Here is a 17,233-nt window from a genome sequence, read left to right on the forward strand (position 1 = left end):
GGAGCAAGCGTAGCCAACCAAGCAAGTGCTTGGTTAGCTATTTCAGACAATTTTTTTTCAAACACCGCGATCCCTGTAGGAGCGAGCTTGCTCGCGATGGACTTCAGGACACCGCGTCCATCCAGACTGCCAGCGTTAACGCTAACGAACATCGCGAGCAAGCTCGCTCCTACAAAAACAAAAGCAATAACAGTTATGGGTGCTTGATGCTGTTGAGCTTCATCGCCCCGATCAGCAGCTCATTGCTTTCCAGCTCGGCCAGGCCGGCGGTACTGACTTTTTCCGGCGGATGGCCAGCGCCATGTTGCAGGTAACTGAGCAGATTCCCCACCAGCGGATTATGAGAAACCAGCAGTACATTGGTCACCGACTTCAGTTGATCGGTGACCCTGTCGGGATCGAAATCCGGGGTCAACCACTCAACGGTGCGGATTTCCGGTTCGAAACCCAGAGCATCTTTTACCAGGTGCGCGGTCTGCTGCGCTCGCATGTAAGGACTGGCATAAATCGCTGTCAGCGGCTGGCCAACCAGGTTGGCGGCTGTACGCAGCACTTCTTCACGACCGTTGGCCGTCAGTTCCCGCTCCGAATCGTGGGGCTTGGAGCCGTGTGGTTCGGCTTCACCATGACGCAATACCCAGAGTTTCATAGCTTGGGTTCCTCATCTCGGGCCGGATGCGGGGCTGGCGCCACGACATGCGGTGCCTCACCTTCCGGCGTACGCGGCGTCGGCCAATCGGCAAACGGCCAGGGCTTCTGGTCGCTGTGAAAACTGCCGAAACGACCGATCTGCGCCAGGAACTGGCTCAGGCTGTCGCCGAAGTTCATCAGGCTGGCGCTCGGGGCGCCATAGATCAAACGATAGATCAATTGCACCAGCACCACGGCGCCCAGGATGAACTGCGCCACTTGCCAGACCAGCACAAAGACGACCATCCAAAGCACCCGCAGCAGGATGGACTCGTATTTGGCTTCTACTTTTTGATCACTCATGTCTCGCTCCGTTCCTGTTGCGTTGAGGGCTCAGTTGAAGCCGCTGGTGGAAATAAAGTCGACGTCGGTCTTCGGTTCGCCGCGCATCAGCAGGCCGATCACCTGTTCAAGCGTGCGCCCTTCGAACAGGATAGCGTGCAGCCCGGCGACCAGCGGCATGTACACGCCCACTTCCTGGGCCTTGGCCTTGAGCACCTTGAGGGTATTCACACCTTCGGCCACTTCACCCAAGCGGTTGACCGCTTCCTCCAGGCTCAAACCCTGGCCGAGGGCGAACCCGACCTGATAATTGCGACTTTTTGGCGACGAACAGGTGACGATCAAATCGCCCACGCCTGCCAGGCCAAGGAAGGTCATCGGGTTGGCGCCCTGGTTCACGGCGAAACGGGTCATCTCCGCCAGGGCCCGGGTGATCAACATGCTCTTGGTGTTCTCGCCCATGTCCAGCGCCACCGCCATGCCGGCGATGATCGCGTAGACGTTTTTCAACGCCCCGCCCAACTCCACGCCGAATCGGTCGCCACTGGCGTACACACGAAAGGTACGGCCATGCAGCACGGCTTGAACCCGTTCACAGAGTTCTTCGTCCTCACTGGCCACCACCGTGGCGGTCAACGCATGCTCGGCGATTTCACGGGCCAGGTTCGGCCCGGACAACACGCCGATGCGCGCTTGCGGGGCGATCTCTTCGAGGATCTGGCTCATCAGTTTGAACGTGTGGGCTTCGATGCCCTTGGTCAGGCTCACCAGCAGCTTGCCCCGCAGCCGTTCGGCGTGCGGCGCCAGCACCGAGCGCAACGCACTGGAAGGCAACGCGACGAAACTCAGGTCGCACGCCTCCAGCGTGGCTTGCAGGTCGGTGACCGCCGTCACGCCGGGCAGTATCTTGATGCCTTTGAGGTAGCGCGGGTTCTCGCGATTGACCCGGATGGCCTCGGCCTGTTCGGGGTCACGCATCCACTGCAGGACTTGATGACCGTTTTCGGCCAGCAGGTTAGCCACGGCGGTACCAAAACTTCCGCCTCCCAGGACCGCAATCGGGCGCTGTTCAGTCATATGCAATCCGTTAATCCAATACCAGTGGCGATGTCGGCATTATACGGAGCCCCCCAGTGGCGGCCAGCCCCCGTGTCAATTACCCGCGCATGAGCGAAGAAGTCCAATAAAACCGAGGAAAGTGCTGACATCGTGACTGGAAAAGTCACCCGGCTCGGTTAACATGCGCGCCAATAATTAATAACAAGGACGTGTTGTGTCATTGGGCTCGCCTTCACCCCGCTCGCCACTGGTACTGGCGCTGGTCTTCAGCTCGCCATTGCTCGCTGACGACCTGTTCCTCGACAGCGATCCGTTGCCGCAGGTGCTCACGGCCACACGCCTGAAACAGTCGCCGGCCGCGGTCCCGGGCAGCATGACGGTGATCGACAATGCCCTGATCACTGCCAGTGGCGCCCGGGATATCAGCGAGGTGCTGCGCCTGGTGCCGGGCATGATGGTCGGCAATATCAGCGGCAATCAGGCAGTGGTGAACTATCACGGGACCAATGCCACCCAGGCACGGCGCATGCAGGTGCTGATCGATGGCCGCTCGGTCTATCGTGCCGGACTGTCCATCGTGGACTGGAGCGACATCCCGGTGGCCATGGAAGACATTGAGCGCATCGAGGTATTCCGCGGTCCGAACACCGTCAGCTATGGCGCCAATGCCCTGATGGCGGTGGTCAATATCATCACCCGCCATCCGGCCGACAGCCACGGTACGCGGATGAAAGTCACGCGTGGCCAACGTGGCATCGACGACTTTTATGCCAGCCAGGGCGTAGGTTGGGATGACGGCGATTTGCGCCTGTCGTTGTCTGGCCAGCAGGACGATGGTTTCGACACCGATCGCAACGGCGCCGATTACCACGATAGCCGCCGATTGAACCGGTTCAGCCTGGACGTCAGCCAGGCGCTCAGCGAAAGGCAAAGCATCGATTGGCAATTGAACGCCAAGGAAGGCAGCAACCAGCGGCCGTATACCTACCGCCCGGTGTTTTCCGGGATTACCAATTCTGGTAACAATTCCGACGTCACCGCCAAGGACTACGCTGGCTCGCTGCGCTGGAACCTCGACATCAATCCCGACCACAGCCTGTACATCCAGGGTACGGCCCAGCACTGGGACCGCCAGCAAACCTGGCGTGCCTGTGATGCCGAGGTCTCGTTCAGCCCGCAGTTGACCGAACTCTGGCAACTCAATCCGAACTACACCGAACGCCTGGCACGCAACATCGAGCAATTCATCGGTCCCGGCGCGCCCGCCGGCGATCCTGCCCAGCAGGCATTGGCCAATCAGGTACTCGACCAATGGCGCAACGGTGCTCGACAGACGGTTTGCGGCGACATCGATCAAAGCACCCGGGAAACACGCTACGATCTGGAACTGCAAGATACCCTGAGCCTGTCCGATAGCCTGCGCCTGGTCAGCGGCCTGAACTATCGTTACGACCGGGCAGACTCCGAGACCTACTTCAATGGCACCCTCGACGACACCACCTGGCGGACATTCGGCCAACTCGAATGGCGTGCCAGCGAACACTGGCTGCTGCAGGGCGGAGCCATGTTCGAAGACTCCCGCTTGATCGGCAGTTCGCTGACCCCGCGGATAGCGGTCAATTACCTGATCAATCCGCGCCACGGTTTGCGCGCGGTGTACTCCGAAGCCATCCGTACTCCTGACATGTTCGAGAACAGCGTCAATTGGAGTTACCAGGTCACGAAGCTGCAGCCCGGCGCGTATGGCCAGTCCAGCGCCCGCTATTTCGTCAAGACCCGCGGCCCCGGCAACCTTGATCCAGAACACATGCGATCCCGGGAACTGGGCTACAACGGCTACTTTGCCGAATGGGGGATGGCCGTCGATGTGAAGCTGTTTCATGACGAAATCACCGGAATGATCAGCGAGCCACTACGCAACAATCAGTACATTGCGAGCAACGCCAATTCGGCACGCTTTTCGGGCGCTGAAACCCAGTTCGACTGGAGAATCGGCAATGCCGACCGACTACGCCTGACCTATGCCTACGTCGATGCCGACGCGAGCAACCCGCTGGACGCACAACAGACCGCTCGCAACAGCGGTTCCGCCGGTTGGCTGCGGGATTGGGGCCATGGCTGGAACAGCGCACTGTTCTACTATGGCGACGACGCCCTCAACGACTATCGCTTCGAACGTGTCGACACACGCATCGCCAAACGCATCGGCCTGGGCAAGGCGAGCCTGGAGCTAGCCGGCGTGATGCAGCAACGCCTCGACAACCAGCCCACCACTTTCGTCGACAACAATTACGATGAACGTCGGGTGATGTATTTCAGCGCGGAGCTGGTCTTTTAAGATGAATCATTGTCCGCCACGCAAGATGCCAGGTGTTGGCCACCTGCTGGCGATGCTGTGCCTGGTGATCAGTGGCTGGCTGGCTTGCCTGTCAGCCGGCGCCGCGGACATCCTGTTGACCGGCGCCGAAGACAGCCCGGGCGTGCAATCCTTCGTCCAGGCCCTGCGCGCATTGCGCCCTGGCGATCATGTACGGTTCCAGCCGCTGGCCGACATGCCATCACCAGGAAAAATCGCGGACGATGTCCGTTTGATACTGCTCGACCTGCCAAGCCTTGACTGGCGCCTGCAAGACGCCCAGGGCCCTGCGACACTGGTGCTGCGTATCAGCCGTTTGCAAGCGCGCCAACACCTGGGCGACAGCGTGCCCCCACACCTCAGCCTGTTGTGGAGCGACCCGCCGCTGGAGCGCCAATTGCGCCTGACCCGAACGCTCCTGCCCCAGGTCAAGCGTGTCGGCGTGCTATATGACAGTCACAGCGAATTTCTGTTGAAAGAGCTGCGCCGGGCCGCTTATCCGCTCGGGCTCGAGGTGGTCACCGAGCGTTGGGACAACATCCAGGACAGTCGTCCATTGCAAACCTTGCTCAATAGCAGTGATGTGTTGCTGGGCCTCGATGACCCCGATCTGTACAACCCGAAAACCGCAAAAAACCTGCTGCTCAGCAGCTATTCGCGACAACTGGCGCTGATCGGCCCCAACGCCGGGTTCGTCAGGGCCGGGAGCCTGGCCAGCACCTACAGCGATCAGAGTGATTGGCTGGCGATTCTCGATGAATTGCTCGACCAGCCACCCGCCACGTGGCCGCGTACGCACTACCCGCCTCGCTTCAAAGTCTCAAGCAACCCGCAGGTGGCGCGTTCATTAGGTATTGAACAGATAAACGAAGCCTCTGTCGCAACACTGTTGGCTGAAAGAGAACGCCGTCCATGACCTTCCGTCGCCGTTGGGACATCAACACCCGCACCCAGTTGATCAGTCTGGGCCCTGCCCTTTTGCTGACCTTGCTGCTGATCAGCTTCTTTACCTTCGTGCGGATCCAGGACCTGCGCCAGGAACTCAACCACACCGGTCAACTCATCGCCAACCAATTGGCCCCGGCCACCGAATACGGGGTGATTTCCGGCAACAACGAGGTGCTGGAAAGTCTGCTCAAGGCCACCTTGGCCACGCCCAACGTACGGTTTCTGGAAATCCAGGACAATGACAACCGGATTCTGGTGTATGTCGAGCAACCGTCGGCCAGCCATACCCACCCGCATCAGGTCGAAGTGTTCCAGGCGCCGGTACGGCTGCAGCGGATCCCGCTGCACAATGATTTTTTCCAGGACAGCAAAATCGCCACCAGCGGCCCCGCCGAGGATTACCTGGGCCGGGTGATCGTCGGCCTGTCCAGCGATGCCTTCAGTCAACGCCAGCAGGAAATTCTATTCAAGGCCGCGATTCTGGCGCTGTTCGCCCTGCTGTTTACCTTCGTCCTCGCCCGACGCCTGGCGGGAAGCCTGTCGCAACCGATCCGCGACATCGGCAATGCGGTCAAGGCGATCCAGGACGGGGACTACAAAACGCCGCTGCCCATTGTTGACGACACCGAACTGGGCGCCTTGTCGCAACACATCAATAACCTGGCCAGCGGTCTCGAACAGGCCAGTCGCGAACAGCACCAGGCCATGGCGCAACTGATCCAGACCCGTGAAGAAGCGGAAAAAGCCAACAATGCCAAGTCCGACTTCCTTGCCATGATGAGCCATGAACTGCGCACGCCGATGAATGGCGTGCTGGGCATGTTGCAGCTGCTGGAAACCACCGAGATGACCCCGGAGCAAGTCGAATACGCGGCGCTGGCGTCGGAGTCCACCGAGCATTTGCTCAAAGTCATCAACGATATTCTGGATTTCTCGCGCATCGAGCGCTCGGAACTGGAACTGGAACACATTCCGTTCAACCTTGCCGACTTGATCGGCAGCTGCGCCCAGTCGTTCCAGCACAGCGCCGCGCAACGCGGGCTCGATCTGCAATTGCAGATTGCGCAAGACATGCGCGAGTTGCAGGTCCAGGGCGACCCGACGCGGATCCGGCAGATTCTGGTCAACCTGATCGGTAACGCCCTGAAGTTCACCGAGCAGGGCCGCGTGTCTATCGAACCGCAGTGGCAGTCGCTGGATCATGAACTGGTGTGGTTCACCTGCACCGTGCGCGACAGCGGGATCGGCATTGCGACCGAAAACCTGGAATTGATGTTCAACGCGTTCCAGCAGGCCGACAGTTCTATTTCAAGACGTTACGGTGGCACCGGCCTGGGCCTGCCGATTGCCCGTACCCTCGCCGAGCGCATGGGCGGCACCCTGCGCGCCCAGAGCGAAGAAGGCCGTGGCTCGGTATTCACCCTGGAAATCCCGCTGGCGCTTTATCAGCAGCCACTCCAGGTTCCAGTCCCGCGGGCACCGACAGGCAATGGTGATGGCGATGGCCGCAATGTGTTGCTGGTCGAAGACAATCCGGTCAATCAGACGGTCATCGAAGCCATGTTGCGCAGCCTGGGCTTTACTGTCAGCGTCGCCGCCGATGGCGCACAGGCGGTGCGCAGTGCCGAGAGCCTGATTTTCGAAGCGGTTCTGATGGACTGTCGATTACCGGTCATCGATGGCTACGAGGCCACCCGACAGATTCGCCAACTGCCTGGTTGCACCGACTTGCCGATCATTGCCCTGACCGCCAATGCCTTGCAGGGCGATCGCGAAGCCTGTTTGTCGGCGGGGATGAACGATTATCTGGCCAAGCCCTTCAAACGTAATGATCTTCAGCAGATTCTGCAGCGCTGGGTGCAGTAGTACAGGCCTTTCGAGCATCTGCGACTGGCGTGAAAGGCGAAAGTGCGGCAGTCTTAGGCACCCGAACAGGCCCGAAAAGGGGCTTGAATAATAATTTCAGTGCACAAGTGTACATTCATGTCCTTGGTGCTGTGACTTTCACCACAACGCAATAGTCTATGAGTAGGCTGCCGGTTCGAGGCATGAACGCTTCGATCGGCCGGGAAGATTTGCCCCACCTGCCGCATGGGACTATTGAGGAGCTCGCATGACCAAACAAAACGCCTTTACCCGGGAAGACCTGCTGCGCTGCAGTCGCGGTGAGCTGTTCGGCCCAGGTAACGCGCAACTGCCCGCCCCGAACATGCTGATGGTCGATCGCATCACCCTGATCAGCGAAGAAGGTGGCAAGTACGGCAAAGGTGAATTGGTCGCCGAGCTGGATATCACTCCGGACCTGTGGTTCTTCGCCTGCCATTTCGAAGGCGATCCGGTGATGCCGGGCTGCCTGGGCCTCGACGCCATGTGGCAACTGGTCGGCTTCTTCCTCGGCTGGCAAGGCTTGCCGGGCCGTGGTCGCGCCCTGGGTTCGGGCGAAGTGAAGTTCTTCGGCCAGGTCCTGCCGACCGCCAAGAAAGTCACCTATAACATTCATATCAAGCGTGTCCTGAAGGGCAAGCTGAACCTGGCCATCGCCGACGGTTCGGTAACTGTCGACGGTCGCGAAATCTACACCGCCGAAGGCCTCCGGGTCGGCGTATTCACCTCCACTGACAACTTCTAAGGGTTATTCGCATGCGCCGCGTCGTTATCACTGGTCTGGGCATTGTTTCGTGCCTGGGCAATGACAAAGAGACCGTCTCCGCTAACCTGCGTGCAAGCCGCCCTGGCATCCGGTTCAACCCGGAATATGCCGAAATGGGTCTGCGTAGCCAGGTTTCCGGCTCCATTGACCTCAACCTTGAAGAATTGATCGATCGCAAGATTTATCGCTTCGTCGGCCACGCAGCGGCTTATGCCTACCTGGCCATGAAAGACGCCATTGCTGACTCCGGCCTGACCGAAGAGCAAGTGTCCAACCCACGTACCGGTCTGATCGCCGGTTCCGGTGGCGCGTCCACGCTGAACCAGATGGAAGCGCTGGATATCCTGCGCGAAAAAGGCGTCAAGCGCGTCGGCCCATACCGTGTGACGCGGACCATGAGCAGCACCGTTTCCGCTTGCCTGGCCACCCCGTTCAAGATCAAGGGCCTGAACTACTCCATCGCTTCTGCCTGCGCCACCAGTGCTCACTGCATCGGTACCGCCATGGAACAGATCCAGATGGGCAAGCAGGACATCGTATTCGCCGGCGGCGGTGAAGAAGAGCACTGGAGCCAGTCGTTCCTGTTCGACGCCATGGGCGCCCTGTCCAGCAAGCGCAACGACACGCCGGAACAAGCCTCCCGCGCCTACGACGCCGACCGTGACGGCTTCGTCATCGCCGGTGGTGGCGGCATGGTCGTCGTCGAAGAGCTGGAGCACGCTCTGGCCCGTGGCGCGAAGATCTACGCGGAAATCGTCGGCTACGGCGCGACTTCCGACGGCTACGACATGGTTGCCCCGAGTGGCGAAGGCGCGATCCGCTGCATGCAGCAGGCGCTGTCCACCGTCGACACCCCGATCGACTACCTGAACACCCACGGCACTTCGACCCCGGTCGGCGATGTCGCGGAAATGAAAGGTGTGCGTGAAGTGTTCGGTGACAAGGCGCCGGCCATCAGCTCCACCAAGAGCCTGTCGGGTCACTCCCTGGGCGCCGCCGGCGTCCACGAAGCGATCTATTGCATGCTGATGATGGAAGGCAACTTCATTGCCGGCTCCGCCAACATCGACGAGCTGGACCCGGAAGTGGCCGACCTGCCGGTGCTGACCAAGACCCGCGAAAACGCCACCATCGACACCGTGATGAGCAACAGCTTCGGTTTCGGTGGCACCAACGCCACCCTGGTACTGAAGCGCTGGCAGGGCAAGTAATACCCCGCCGCTGAGCCGCACAAAAAAACGCCCCGACTGGTTCGGGGCGTTTTTTTCGCCTGAAGAAAACCTCGCGGCAAATATAAACCCCTGTGGGAGCTGGCTTGCCAGCGATGACGCCGGCACAGCCAATATCACCATAGCCTGACACATCGCAATCGCTGGCAAGCCAGCTCCCACAGGGGTCTATGCCACTTCCAAACATGAAGCTTTTGTCATGAAACCCAACGCTCTGCGACTGAATGTCGCGGATTTCGCGGGCTGCAGGACTGTTTCCATTTTTGTAAAAAACCCTTTCCAATCCTTAGCATTTACTTAGCAGGCTAACAAAATCTATAAAAGAGTCCTGCACATGCCTTGCTGCAGATAACAGAGATTGGAGCTAGCAGATGACTGTAAAAGTAACTGAACGCGACGATTCACATAAATCCCATGAAGGCGTAGCCGCCGGTATCCGGATCTGGGATGTGTACCAACAAGACCTGCTGGTCGGGATGTTCCATTCAGAGAAAGACGCCCACAACTACAAGGCCGAACTGGAAGCACAGGAGCAGCAACGGGAACGTCGCTCCGCATAAACAATGACAGCATTGAAAACGACAAACCCCGCCATGAGCGGGGTTTGTCGTTGTTGCAGTCTTCAGTCAATCACCACATCAAATCATCAGGGATCTGATAAGCCGCGTACGGATCGTCTTCGGCAGCGACTTCTTCAGTCTTGACGTTCATCTGCACGATGCGCTGCGGATCGCGTTCCTGGATCTTCAGGGCTGCTTCCCGCGGGATGACTTCGTAACCGCCGGCATGGTGCACGATGGCCAGCAAACCGTTGCTGAGCTGGTTGCGCATCAGCGTGTTCACCGAGAGGCGCTTGACCTTCTTGTCGTCGACGAAGTTGTAGTAGTCCTCGGTCGTCAACTTCGGCAAGCGCGTGGCTTCGATCAATTGCTTGATCTGCGCGACACGGGCCTTGGCCTCGGCTTTTTCCTGCTGCTGGCGGTTGAGTTCCTGATCGCGCTTGACCTTCTCGGCCATGGCTTCCTGGGCTGCACGCTGCTGGGAATCATCGAGTTCGATCTGGCCCTTGTGGGCCAGGCGTTGTTGTTTCTGCTTGTCTTTGCTGACCTGCTTGGCCTGCTTCTGGTTGACCAGCCCTGCTTTGAGCAACTGGTCGCGAAGGGAAATGCTCATGGTGCTTATTACTCACTTAGGCAACTGCTCAACCGCAGCTGGGCACATTCTTTTCCTGACGTTTGGCTTCGCCCCATAAGGCGTCCAACTCTTCGAGGGTGCAATCTTCCATGGGACGGTGGGTGTCGCGCAATGCCTGTTCGATAAAACGGAAGCGTCGTTCGAACTTGCTGTTGGCGCCACGCAGTGCGGTTTCCGGGTCGACCTTGAGATGGCGCGCCAGGTTGACCACGGAAAACAGCAGGTCGCCGACTTCATCGGCAATCGCCGCCGGGTCGTTGTCGGCCATCGCTTCGAGTATTTCATCGAGTTCTTCACGGACCTTGTCCAGCACGGGCAAGGCATCGGGCCAGTCGAAACCGACCTGCCCTGCGCGCTTTTGCAACTTGGCCGAACGGGACAACGCGGGCAATGTCGCGGGGATGTCATCGAGCAAGGACAGTTGTTGCGGGGCGTCGGACTTCTCCGCGCGCTCTTCGGCCTTGATCTCTTCCCAACGCTGCTTGACCTGCTCTTCAGTCAGACGCGGGACATCCAGCGGCGCATACAGATCACCGGTGGGGAATACATGGGGATGACGACGGATCAGCTTGCGGGTGATGCTGTCGACCACGCCATCGAATTCGAAGCGCCCTTCTTCCCGGGCCAACTGGCTGTAATAAACCACCTGGAACAGCAGATCGCCCAGCTCACCCTGCAAGTGATCGAAGTCACCGCGCTCGATGGCATCGGCGACTTCGTAGGCTTCCTCAAGGGTGTGCGGGACGATGGTCGCGTAGGTTTGTTTGATGTCCCACGGGCAACCGTACTGCGGGTCGCGCAGGCGGTTCATCAGGTGCAATAAATCTTCAAGGCTGTACATCAATCATCTCGCTTGATGACCTGTAGGAGCAATGCTTGCTCGCGATGGCGGTGTGTCAGGTAAATCGCTATCGCGAGCAAGCTTTGCTCCCACAGGTTCCGGTTGCATCAGCATCCGTTGCGTATATTTCAGGGCGTTCGGTTACGCCGCGTTTCGATGATGTTCGGCAATTGGGAAATCCGTCCCAGCAACCGCCCCAGTGCATCCAGCCCCGGAATCTCGATGGTCAGGGACATCAGCGCCGTGTTGTCCTCCTTGTTCGAGCGGGTGTTGACCGCCAGCACGTTGATCCGCTCGTTGAGCAGCACCTGGGAAACGTCACGCAACAGCCCCGAACGGTCGTAGGCACGAATGACGATGTCCACCGGATAGGTGAGCACCGGCACTGGCCCCCAGCTGACCTGGATGATCCGCTCCGGCTCACGGCCGCCCAATTGCAGCACCGAGGCGCAGTCCTGACGGTGAATACTCACGCCGCGACCCTGGGTGATGTAACCGACGATCGCATCCCCCGGCAGCGGCTGGCAGCAGCCCGCCATCTGGGTCATCAGGTTGCCGACGCCCTGGATCTGGATGTCGCCGCGCTTGCCCGGTTTGTAGCCAGTGGCCTTGCGCGGAATCAGTTCCAGCTGTTCATTGCCGCGTTCCGGCTCGACCAGTTGCTGCGCCAGGTTGACCAGTTGCGCCAGGCGCAAGTCGCCGGCACCGAGCGCGGCAAACATGTCCTCGGCGGTTTTCATGTTGGCCTTGTCGGCCAGCTTGTCGAAATCCACCGCCGGCAGGCCGAGGCGATTGAGTTCACGTTCAAGCAGGGTTTTACCGGCGGCGACGTTCTGATCGCGCGCCTGCAACTTGAACCAGTGAACAATCTTCGCCCGTGCCCGCGAGGTGGTGACGTAACCCAGGTTCGGGTTCAGCCAGTCGCGGCTCGGGGTGCCGTGCTTGCTGGTGATGATCTCGACCTGTTCACCGGTTTGCAGGCTGTAGTTGAGCGGCACGATGCGCCCGTTGATCTTGGCGCCGCGGCAGTTGTGACCGATTTCGGTGTGCACGCGGTAGGCGAAATCCAGCGGCGTCGCGCCCTTCGGCAGGTCGATGGCATGACCGTCCGGGGTGAAGATGTAGACGCGATCAGGTTCGATATCGACCCGTAGCTGTTCCGCCAGGCCACCGATATCGCCCAGCTCTTCGTGCCATTCGAGGACCTGACGCAGCCAGGAAATCTTCTCTTCGTAGTGATTGGAGCCGGACTTGACGTCGGTGCCCTTGTAGCGCCAGTGCGCACAAACGCCGAGTTCGGCTTCCTCGTGCATCGAGTGCGTACGGATCTGCACTTCCAGCACCTTGCCCTCGGGCCCGATCACCGCGGTGTGCAGCGAGCGGTAGCCGTTTTCCTTGGGGTTGGCGATGTAGTCGTCGAACTCTTTCGGGATGTGTCGCCACAAGGTGTGGACGATGCCGAGCGCGGTGTAGCAGTCGCGCATTTCCGGCACCAGCACGCGAACGGCACGCACGTCGTAGATCTGGCTGAACTCCAGACCCTTGCGCTGCATTTTGCGCCAGATCGAATAGATGTGTTTGGCCCGGCCGCTGATGTCGGCGTCGACGCCGGTGGCCTGCAACTCGTTTTTCAGCTGGCTCATCACGTCGCTGATGAAGCGCTCGCGATCCAGTCGCCGCTCGTGGAGCAATTTGGCGATCTGCTTGTACTGGTCCGGCTCCAGGTAACGGAAGGACAAATCCTCCAGTTCCCACTTGATATGACCGATACCCAGGCGATGGGCCAATGGCGCGTAGATGTCGAACACTTCGCGGGCCACGCGGTTGCGTTTTTCGTCATCGGCGGTTTTCACCGCACGAATTGCGCAGGTGCGTTCGGCCAGTTTGATCAGGGCGACGCGAACGTCGTCGACCATGGCCACCAGCATCTTGCGCAGGTTTTCCACCTGGCCCTGGGTGCCCATCACCATGGATTTGCGCGGGCTCAGGCTGTCGCTGATCGCCGCCATGCGCTGCACGCCGTCAATGAGCTTGGCCACCACGGGACCAAAGCGCTGACTGACCGCCGGCAACGGAATCTGGCCTTCGCGCACGCCGCGGTACAGGACCGCCGCGACCAGCGAATCCTGATCCAGCTTGAGGTCGGCGAGAATCTCGGCGATTTCAAGGCCGGTGCGGAAACTCGAGTTGCCTTCTGACCACAAATTCTTTGCCGCATTGGCTTGTTGCTCAGCCTCGCGAGCGTACTCGCAGGCTTCCTTCAAGGCTTCGCGATCCAGTGCCAGATCGACACTGACCGCATGATCGAGCCATGCCTCGAGATTGATACTGCCGTCGGTGTTGATCGGCTGGTGTGCTCTCACCTGTACCATCTTGCTTACCTTCCCTACGACGCAGATTCAATGCGTCAGAATCGCTGACCTTCGTTGCCCATGAGCCCACGTCGGGCTGGTGCGCGGCTGCACGGGCGGGCCAGTCGGACCAGACGAGCCTTCCTAGCTCGCTTCAAATAACGCCATGGCCTCGACATGTGCCGTTTGAGGAAACATATCGAGAATCCCGGCACGTTTTAACCGGTAGCCCTGCTTGATCAATTCGACCGTGTCGCGCGCCAGAGTTGCCGGGTTGCACGACACATACACCAACCGTTCGGCGCCCAGGGACTTGAGCTTGCGCACCACCTCGAAAGCACCGTCACGCGGTGGGTCCAAGAGTACCGCAGAAAAGCCTTCGCGCGCCCATTCGGCATCAGCCAGAGGCTGGGATAAATCGGCCTGAAAAAACTGCGCATTATTCAGATTGTTGCTGACAGCGTTCGCGGCTGCCCGCTCGACCATCACCTGCACACCTTCCACCGCCACCACTTCGCGAACGGCCTGGGCCAACGGCAAGGCAAAGTTACCCAGGCCGCAGAACAGATCGAGCACTCGCTCATCCGCCGTCGGCTTCAACCATTCCAGAGCCTGGGCCACCATGGCTTCGTTGACCCCGGCGTTGACCTGGACGAAATCCCCGGGCCGATACGCCAACTCCAGGTTCCACTGTTCCAAACGATAGCCCAAGGATTGACCGGCCTCGACCGGTTGTGGTTCACCGTCGCCATGCAGCCACAACTGGGCTTCATGGAACGCGCAGAAATCCTTGAGGATCGTCAGGTCGGCCTCGGACAGCGGCGCCATGTGCCGCAGCAAAACCGCTAGCGATGAACCGCTGAACAACTCCACATGCCCGAGTGCCTGGGGTTTGCTCAAGCGCCGCAACATCTCCGGCAAGCGGGTCATGATCGGTTGCAAGGGCTGTACCAGCACCAGGCATTCATCGATAGCGACGATATCCTGGCTGCCGGCGGCGCGGAAACCGACTTCGAGATTCTTCGCCTTCATGTCCCAGCGCACCGCCACCCGGGCGCGACGGCGGTAAGCGAATTCCGGACCGCTCAAAGGCGCGGCCCATTCTTCGGGCTCGACGCCGGCGACCCTGGACAATTGCTCGGCGAGCATGCGCTGTTTCAGGGCGAGCTGTTCACTGTGAGGCAGATGTTGCACGCTGCAACCGCCGCAGCGGCCGGCATGGGCGCACGGCGCCGGGCGGCGCAGTTCGCTGGCTTTGAACACCCGCTCGGTACGCGCCTCGACCACTTTACCGTGGGCACCGAGCACCCGCGCCTCGACTTCCTCACCGGCCAATGCGCCGATGACGAACCAGGTGCGACCTTCGAAAAACGCGATACCGCGACCGTCGTTGGCCAGGCGCTCGATGGTCAGGCGCTGCTTTTTGCCGGTCGGGACTTGCGGGGCCTTGCTGCCGCCCGCGGGCTGGAAGCGCAGGCCTCTCTCATGCTTGGCCATCAGTTGGGCGCGTCGAAAATGCCGGTCGACAGGTAACGGTCGCCACGGTCGCAGATGATCGCGACGATCACCGCGTTTTCAACTTCTTTGGACAGACGCAGCATGGCTGCCACGGCACCACCCGACGACACGCCGCAGAAGATACCTTCCTCGCGGGCCAGACGACGGGTCACGTCCTCGGCTTCGCTTTGGGCCATGTCGACGATGCGGTCAACGCGATCAGCCTGGTAGATCTTCGGCAGGTATTCCTGGGGCCAGCGACGGATACCCGGAATGGCCGAACCTTCCATGGGCTGCAGACCGATGATCTGCACATTCTCGTTCTGCTCTTTCAAGTAGCGCGAGACGCCCATGATGGTGCCGGTGGTGCCCATGGAGCTGACGAAATGGGTGATGCTGCCTTCGGTCTGGCGCCAGATTTCCGGGCCCGTGCCGGTGTAGTGCGCCTCGGGGTTATCACCGTTGGCGAACTGGTCCAGCACCTTGCCGCGACCTTCCGCTTCCATGCGCTGGGCAAGGTCACGGGCGCCTTCCATGCCTTGCTCCTGGGTGACCAGAATCAGCTCGGCACCGTAGGCGGTCATGGCGGCCTTGCGTTCGGCACTGGAGTTGTCCGGCATGATCAGGATCATCTTGTAACCCTTGATCGCGGCGGCCATGGCCAGCGCGATCCCGGTATTACCCGAAGTCGCTTCGATCAGCGTATCGCCGGCGTGAATCTGCCCGCGCAACTCGGCGCGAGTGATCATCGACAGCGCCGGACGGTCCTTGACCGAACCCGCCGGGTTATTCCCTTCGAGCTTGAGCAAAAGGGTATTGCTGGTTTCGCCGGGCAGGCGCTGCAAACGGACCAGCGGAGTGTTGCCGACGCAATCGGCGATGGTTGGGTACTGCAAGGTCATGGCGTATTCGCAATCCAGACTGCGGGGGCGACTATCATACCGGCAAACCTTGGAAGGCCATATCACGCAAAGTATGGTGCTTATGGTTTATGGGAATAAGCGGCTGATTCAGCCCTCTTCTGTTTGTGCGACATTCAAGGCATAGAACTCATGCAGCTTGGCCTGCAACAACTGTTTGTCCGGCAGTTGGACCTGATACTCCGCGATCAGCGCTGGTGACAGGCTGCGGTTAAGGGCGTACTCGACGACCTCGTCATCCTTGCTGGCACAAAGCAATACACCGATTGCAGGGTTTTCATGAGGTTTACGTACTTCGCGATCCAGGGCTTCCAGATAGAAGCCCAACTTACCCAGATACTCCGGCTCGAAACGCCCGACCTTGAGCTCGATGGCCACCAGGCAGTTGAGACCCCGATGAAAGAACAGCAAATCCAGCGCAAAATCACGCCCGCCGACTTGAACCGGGTATTGGGAGCCGACAAAGCAGAAATCGCGGCCCAGTTCGCTCAAAAACTCCTTGAGACGCGCCAACAAGCCCTGATGCAGATCAGTTTCGGCGTGGACGCCGGGCAGGTCGAGAAACTCGACCATGTAGGCGTCGCGGAATATCTCGAGTGCTGAGGGGTGGGTTTGTTTCAGAACTGCAGAGGCTTTGGCCGGCTGGGTCACACTGCGTTCAAACAGCGCAGCTTTGAACTGGCGCTCCAGCTCGCGCTTCGACCATTTCTCCTGAACGGCCATTCGCAGATAAAATTCGCGCTCTTCCGGTCGTTTGCATTGGCCGAAGATGATCAAATTGTGTGACCAGGATAATTGTCGCGCCAGTGGTGCGACTTTTAACTCGGTGCGGTAGGTCTCATAAAACTGGCGCATGCGGAACAGGTTCGACCGAGTAAAACCACGTAGCCCCGGTTGAGTCTGAGCCAAATGCTCGGCCAATTGACCAACCACGGAATCACCCCATTCGGCTTTCTCCAGCTTGCGGCTGATATAAGCCCCAACCTGCCAGTACAACTCGATCAGTTGAGTATTGACCGCCTGCAGAGCCTGTCGCCTGGCACTTTGAATCAGGGCAAGCACTTCATTGAAGCGGTCGTCGGTTGTACTGCCGGGCACCTGAGATACGGTCATGCATGACTCCTTGAACATGAGTAAAAGCGTGAGCTTAAACCGCCAAGGACGCTTGAAATGACCGGTGATACCCTTTGGGAAAAGTCGTACAGAATCTCGGGAA

General features: G+C 59.7%; 15 protein-coding genes. 6 read left to right on the plus strand and 9 right to left on the minus strand.

What is annotated here, in order from left to right; genetic code table 11:
• Window positions 1–193: 193 nt before the first annotated feature.
• Genes sixA through GPL81_RS09960 form a run of 3 tightly spaced genes read right to left on the minus strand, consistent with a single transcriptional unit; the run spans window position 194 to window position 2,049 of the window.
• The gene (gene sixA, locus GPL81_RS09950) at window positions 194–649 is read right to left on the minus strand and encodes a phosphohistidine phosphatase SixA (protein ID WP_096509506.1); all 456 of its coding nucleotides are present in this window, start codon (window positions 647–649) and stop codon (window positions 194–196) included.
• Complete coding sequence (locus tag GPL81_RS09955) at window positions 646–993, minus strand: DUF4389 domain-containing protein (protein ID WP_096509505.1); 348 nt, start codon at window positions 991–993, stop codon at window positions 646–648. The genes sixA and GPL81_RS09955 overlap by 4 nt, the downstream gene beginning before the upstream one ends.
• Before the next feature lie 30 nt (window positions 994–1,023).
• Window positions 1,024–2,049, minus strand: a complete 1,026-nt coding sequence (locus tag GPL81_RS09960; protein ID WP_160106592.1) for an NAD(P)H-dependent glycerol-3-phosphate dehydrogenase — start codon at window positions 2,047–2,049, stop codon at window positions 1,024–1,026.
• Window positions 2,050–2,245: 196 nt separating this feature from the next.
• Between GPL81_RS09960 and GPL81_RS09965 the strand changes: the two genes are divergently transcribed.
• The 6 genes from GPL81_RS09965 to GPL81_RS09990 all read left to right on the plus strand — a co-directional run bounded on the left by GPL81_RS09965 (window position 2,246) and on the right by GPL81_RS09990 (window position 9,774).
• Window positions 2,246–4,369, plus strand: coding sequence for a TonB-dependent receptor plug domain-containing protein (locus tag GPL81_RS09965; protein WP_160106593.1), 2,124 nt, complete (start codon window positions 2,246–2,248; stop codon window positions 4,367–4,369).
• 1 nt (window position 4,370) lies between these two features.
• Window positions 4,371–5,303 (plus strand): ABC transporter substrate-binding protein, encoded by a 933-nt coding sequence (locus GPL81_RS09970; RefSeq protein ID WP_160106594.1) that lies wholly within the window; start codon window positions 4,371–4,373, stop codon window positions 5,301–5,303.
• Window positions 5,300–7,201, plus strand: a complete 1,902-nt coding sequence (locus tag GPL81_RS09975; protein WP_160106595.1) for an ATP-binding protein — start codon at window positions 5,300–5,302, stop codon at window positions 7,199–7,201. The genes GPL81_RS09970 and GPL81_RS09975 overlap by 4 nt, the downstream gene beginning before the upstream one ends.
• Window positions 7,202–7,448: 247 nt before the next feature.
• Window positions 7,449–7,964, plus strand: coding sequence for a 3-hydroxyacyl-[acyl-carrier-protein] dehydratase FabA (fabA, locus tag GPL81_RS09980; protein WP_003179264.1), 516 nt, complete (start codon window positions 7,449–7,451; stop codon window positions 7,962–7,964).
• A gap of 11 nt (window positions 7,965–7,975) precedes the next feature.
• Window positions 7,976–9,196 (plus strand): beta-ketoacyl-ACP synthase I, encoded by a 1,221-nt coding sequence (fabB, locus tag GPL81_RS09985; protein WP_160106596.1) that lies wholly within the window; start codon window positions 7,976–7,978, stop codon window positions 9,194–9,196.
• A gap of 389 nt (window positions 9,197–9,585) precedes the next feature.
• On the plus strand, window positions 9,586–9,774 hold the full coding sequence (locus tag GPL81_RS09990; RefSeq protein ID WP_160106597.1) for a hypothetical protein: 189 nt from the start codon (window positions 9,586–9,588) through the stop codon (window positions 9,772–9,774).
• Window positions 9,775–9,844: 70 nt separating this feature from the next.
• Here the strand turns inward: GPL81_RS09990 and GPL81_RS09995 are convergent, their stop codons facing one another.
• From GPL81_RS09995 to GPL81_RS10020, 6 genes are all read right to left on the minus strand, one after another.
• Window positions 9,845–10,387, minus strand: a complete 543-nt coding sequence (locus GPL81_RS09995; RefSeq protein ID WP_096509498.1) for a DUF2058 domain-containing protein — start codon at window positions 10,385–10,387, stop codon at window positions 9,845–9,847.
• Window positions 10,388–10,415: 28 nt separating this feature from the next.
• The gene (mazG, locus tag GPL81_RS10000) at window positions 10,416–11,249 is read right to left on the minus strand and encodes a nucleoside triphosphate pyrophosphohydrolase (protein WP_160106598.1); all 834 of its coding nucleotides are present in this window, start codon (window positions 11,247–11,249) and stop codon (window positions 10,416–10,418) included.
• Between the two features lie 128 nt (window positions 11,250–11,377).
• Window positions 11,378–13,621 (minus strand): GTP diphosphokinase, encoded by a 2,244-nt coding sequence (relA, locus tag GPL81_RS10005; protein ID WP_160106599.1) that lies wholly within the window; start codon window positions 13,619–13,621, stop codon window positions 11,378–11,380.
• A 123-nt stretch (window positions 13,622–13,744) separates the two neighbouring features.
• On the minus strand, window positions 13,745–15,097 hold the full coding sequence (gene rlmD / locus GPL81_RS10010) for a 23S rRNA (uracil(1939)-C(5))-methyltransferase RlmD (RefSeq protein WP_160106600.1): 1,353 nt from the start codon (window positions 15,095–15,097) through the stop codon (window positions 13,745–13,747).
• On the minus strand, window positions 15,097–15,999 hold the full coding sequence (gene cysM / locus GPL81_RS10015; protein ID WP_160106601.1) for a cysteine synthase CysM: 903 nt from the start codon (window positions 15,997–15,999) through the stop codon (window positions 15,097–15,099). The genes rlmD and cysM overlap by 1 nt, the downstream gene beginning before the upstream one ends.
• Before the next feature lie 108 nt (window positions 16,000–16,107).
• A complete protein-coding gene (locus GPL81_RS10020) occupies window positions 16,108–17,130 on the minus strand; it encodes a PDDEXK nuclease domain-containing protein (protein ID WP_160106630.1) in 1,023 nt (340 codons plus the stop codon).
• Window positions 17,131–17,233 lie beyond the last annotated feature (103 nt).

Origin of the sequence: Pseudomonas izuensis (assembly GCF_009861505.1) — a bacterium.
In the GTDB taxonomy this organism is placed as follows: domain Bacteria; phylum Pseudomonadota; class Gammaproteobacteria; order Pseudomonadales; family Pseudomonadaceae; genus Aquipseudomonas; species Aquipseudomonas izuensis.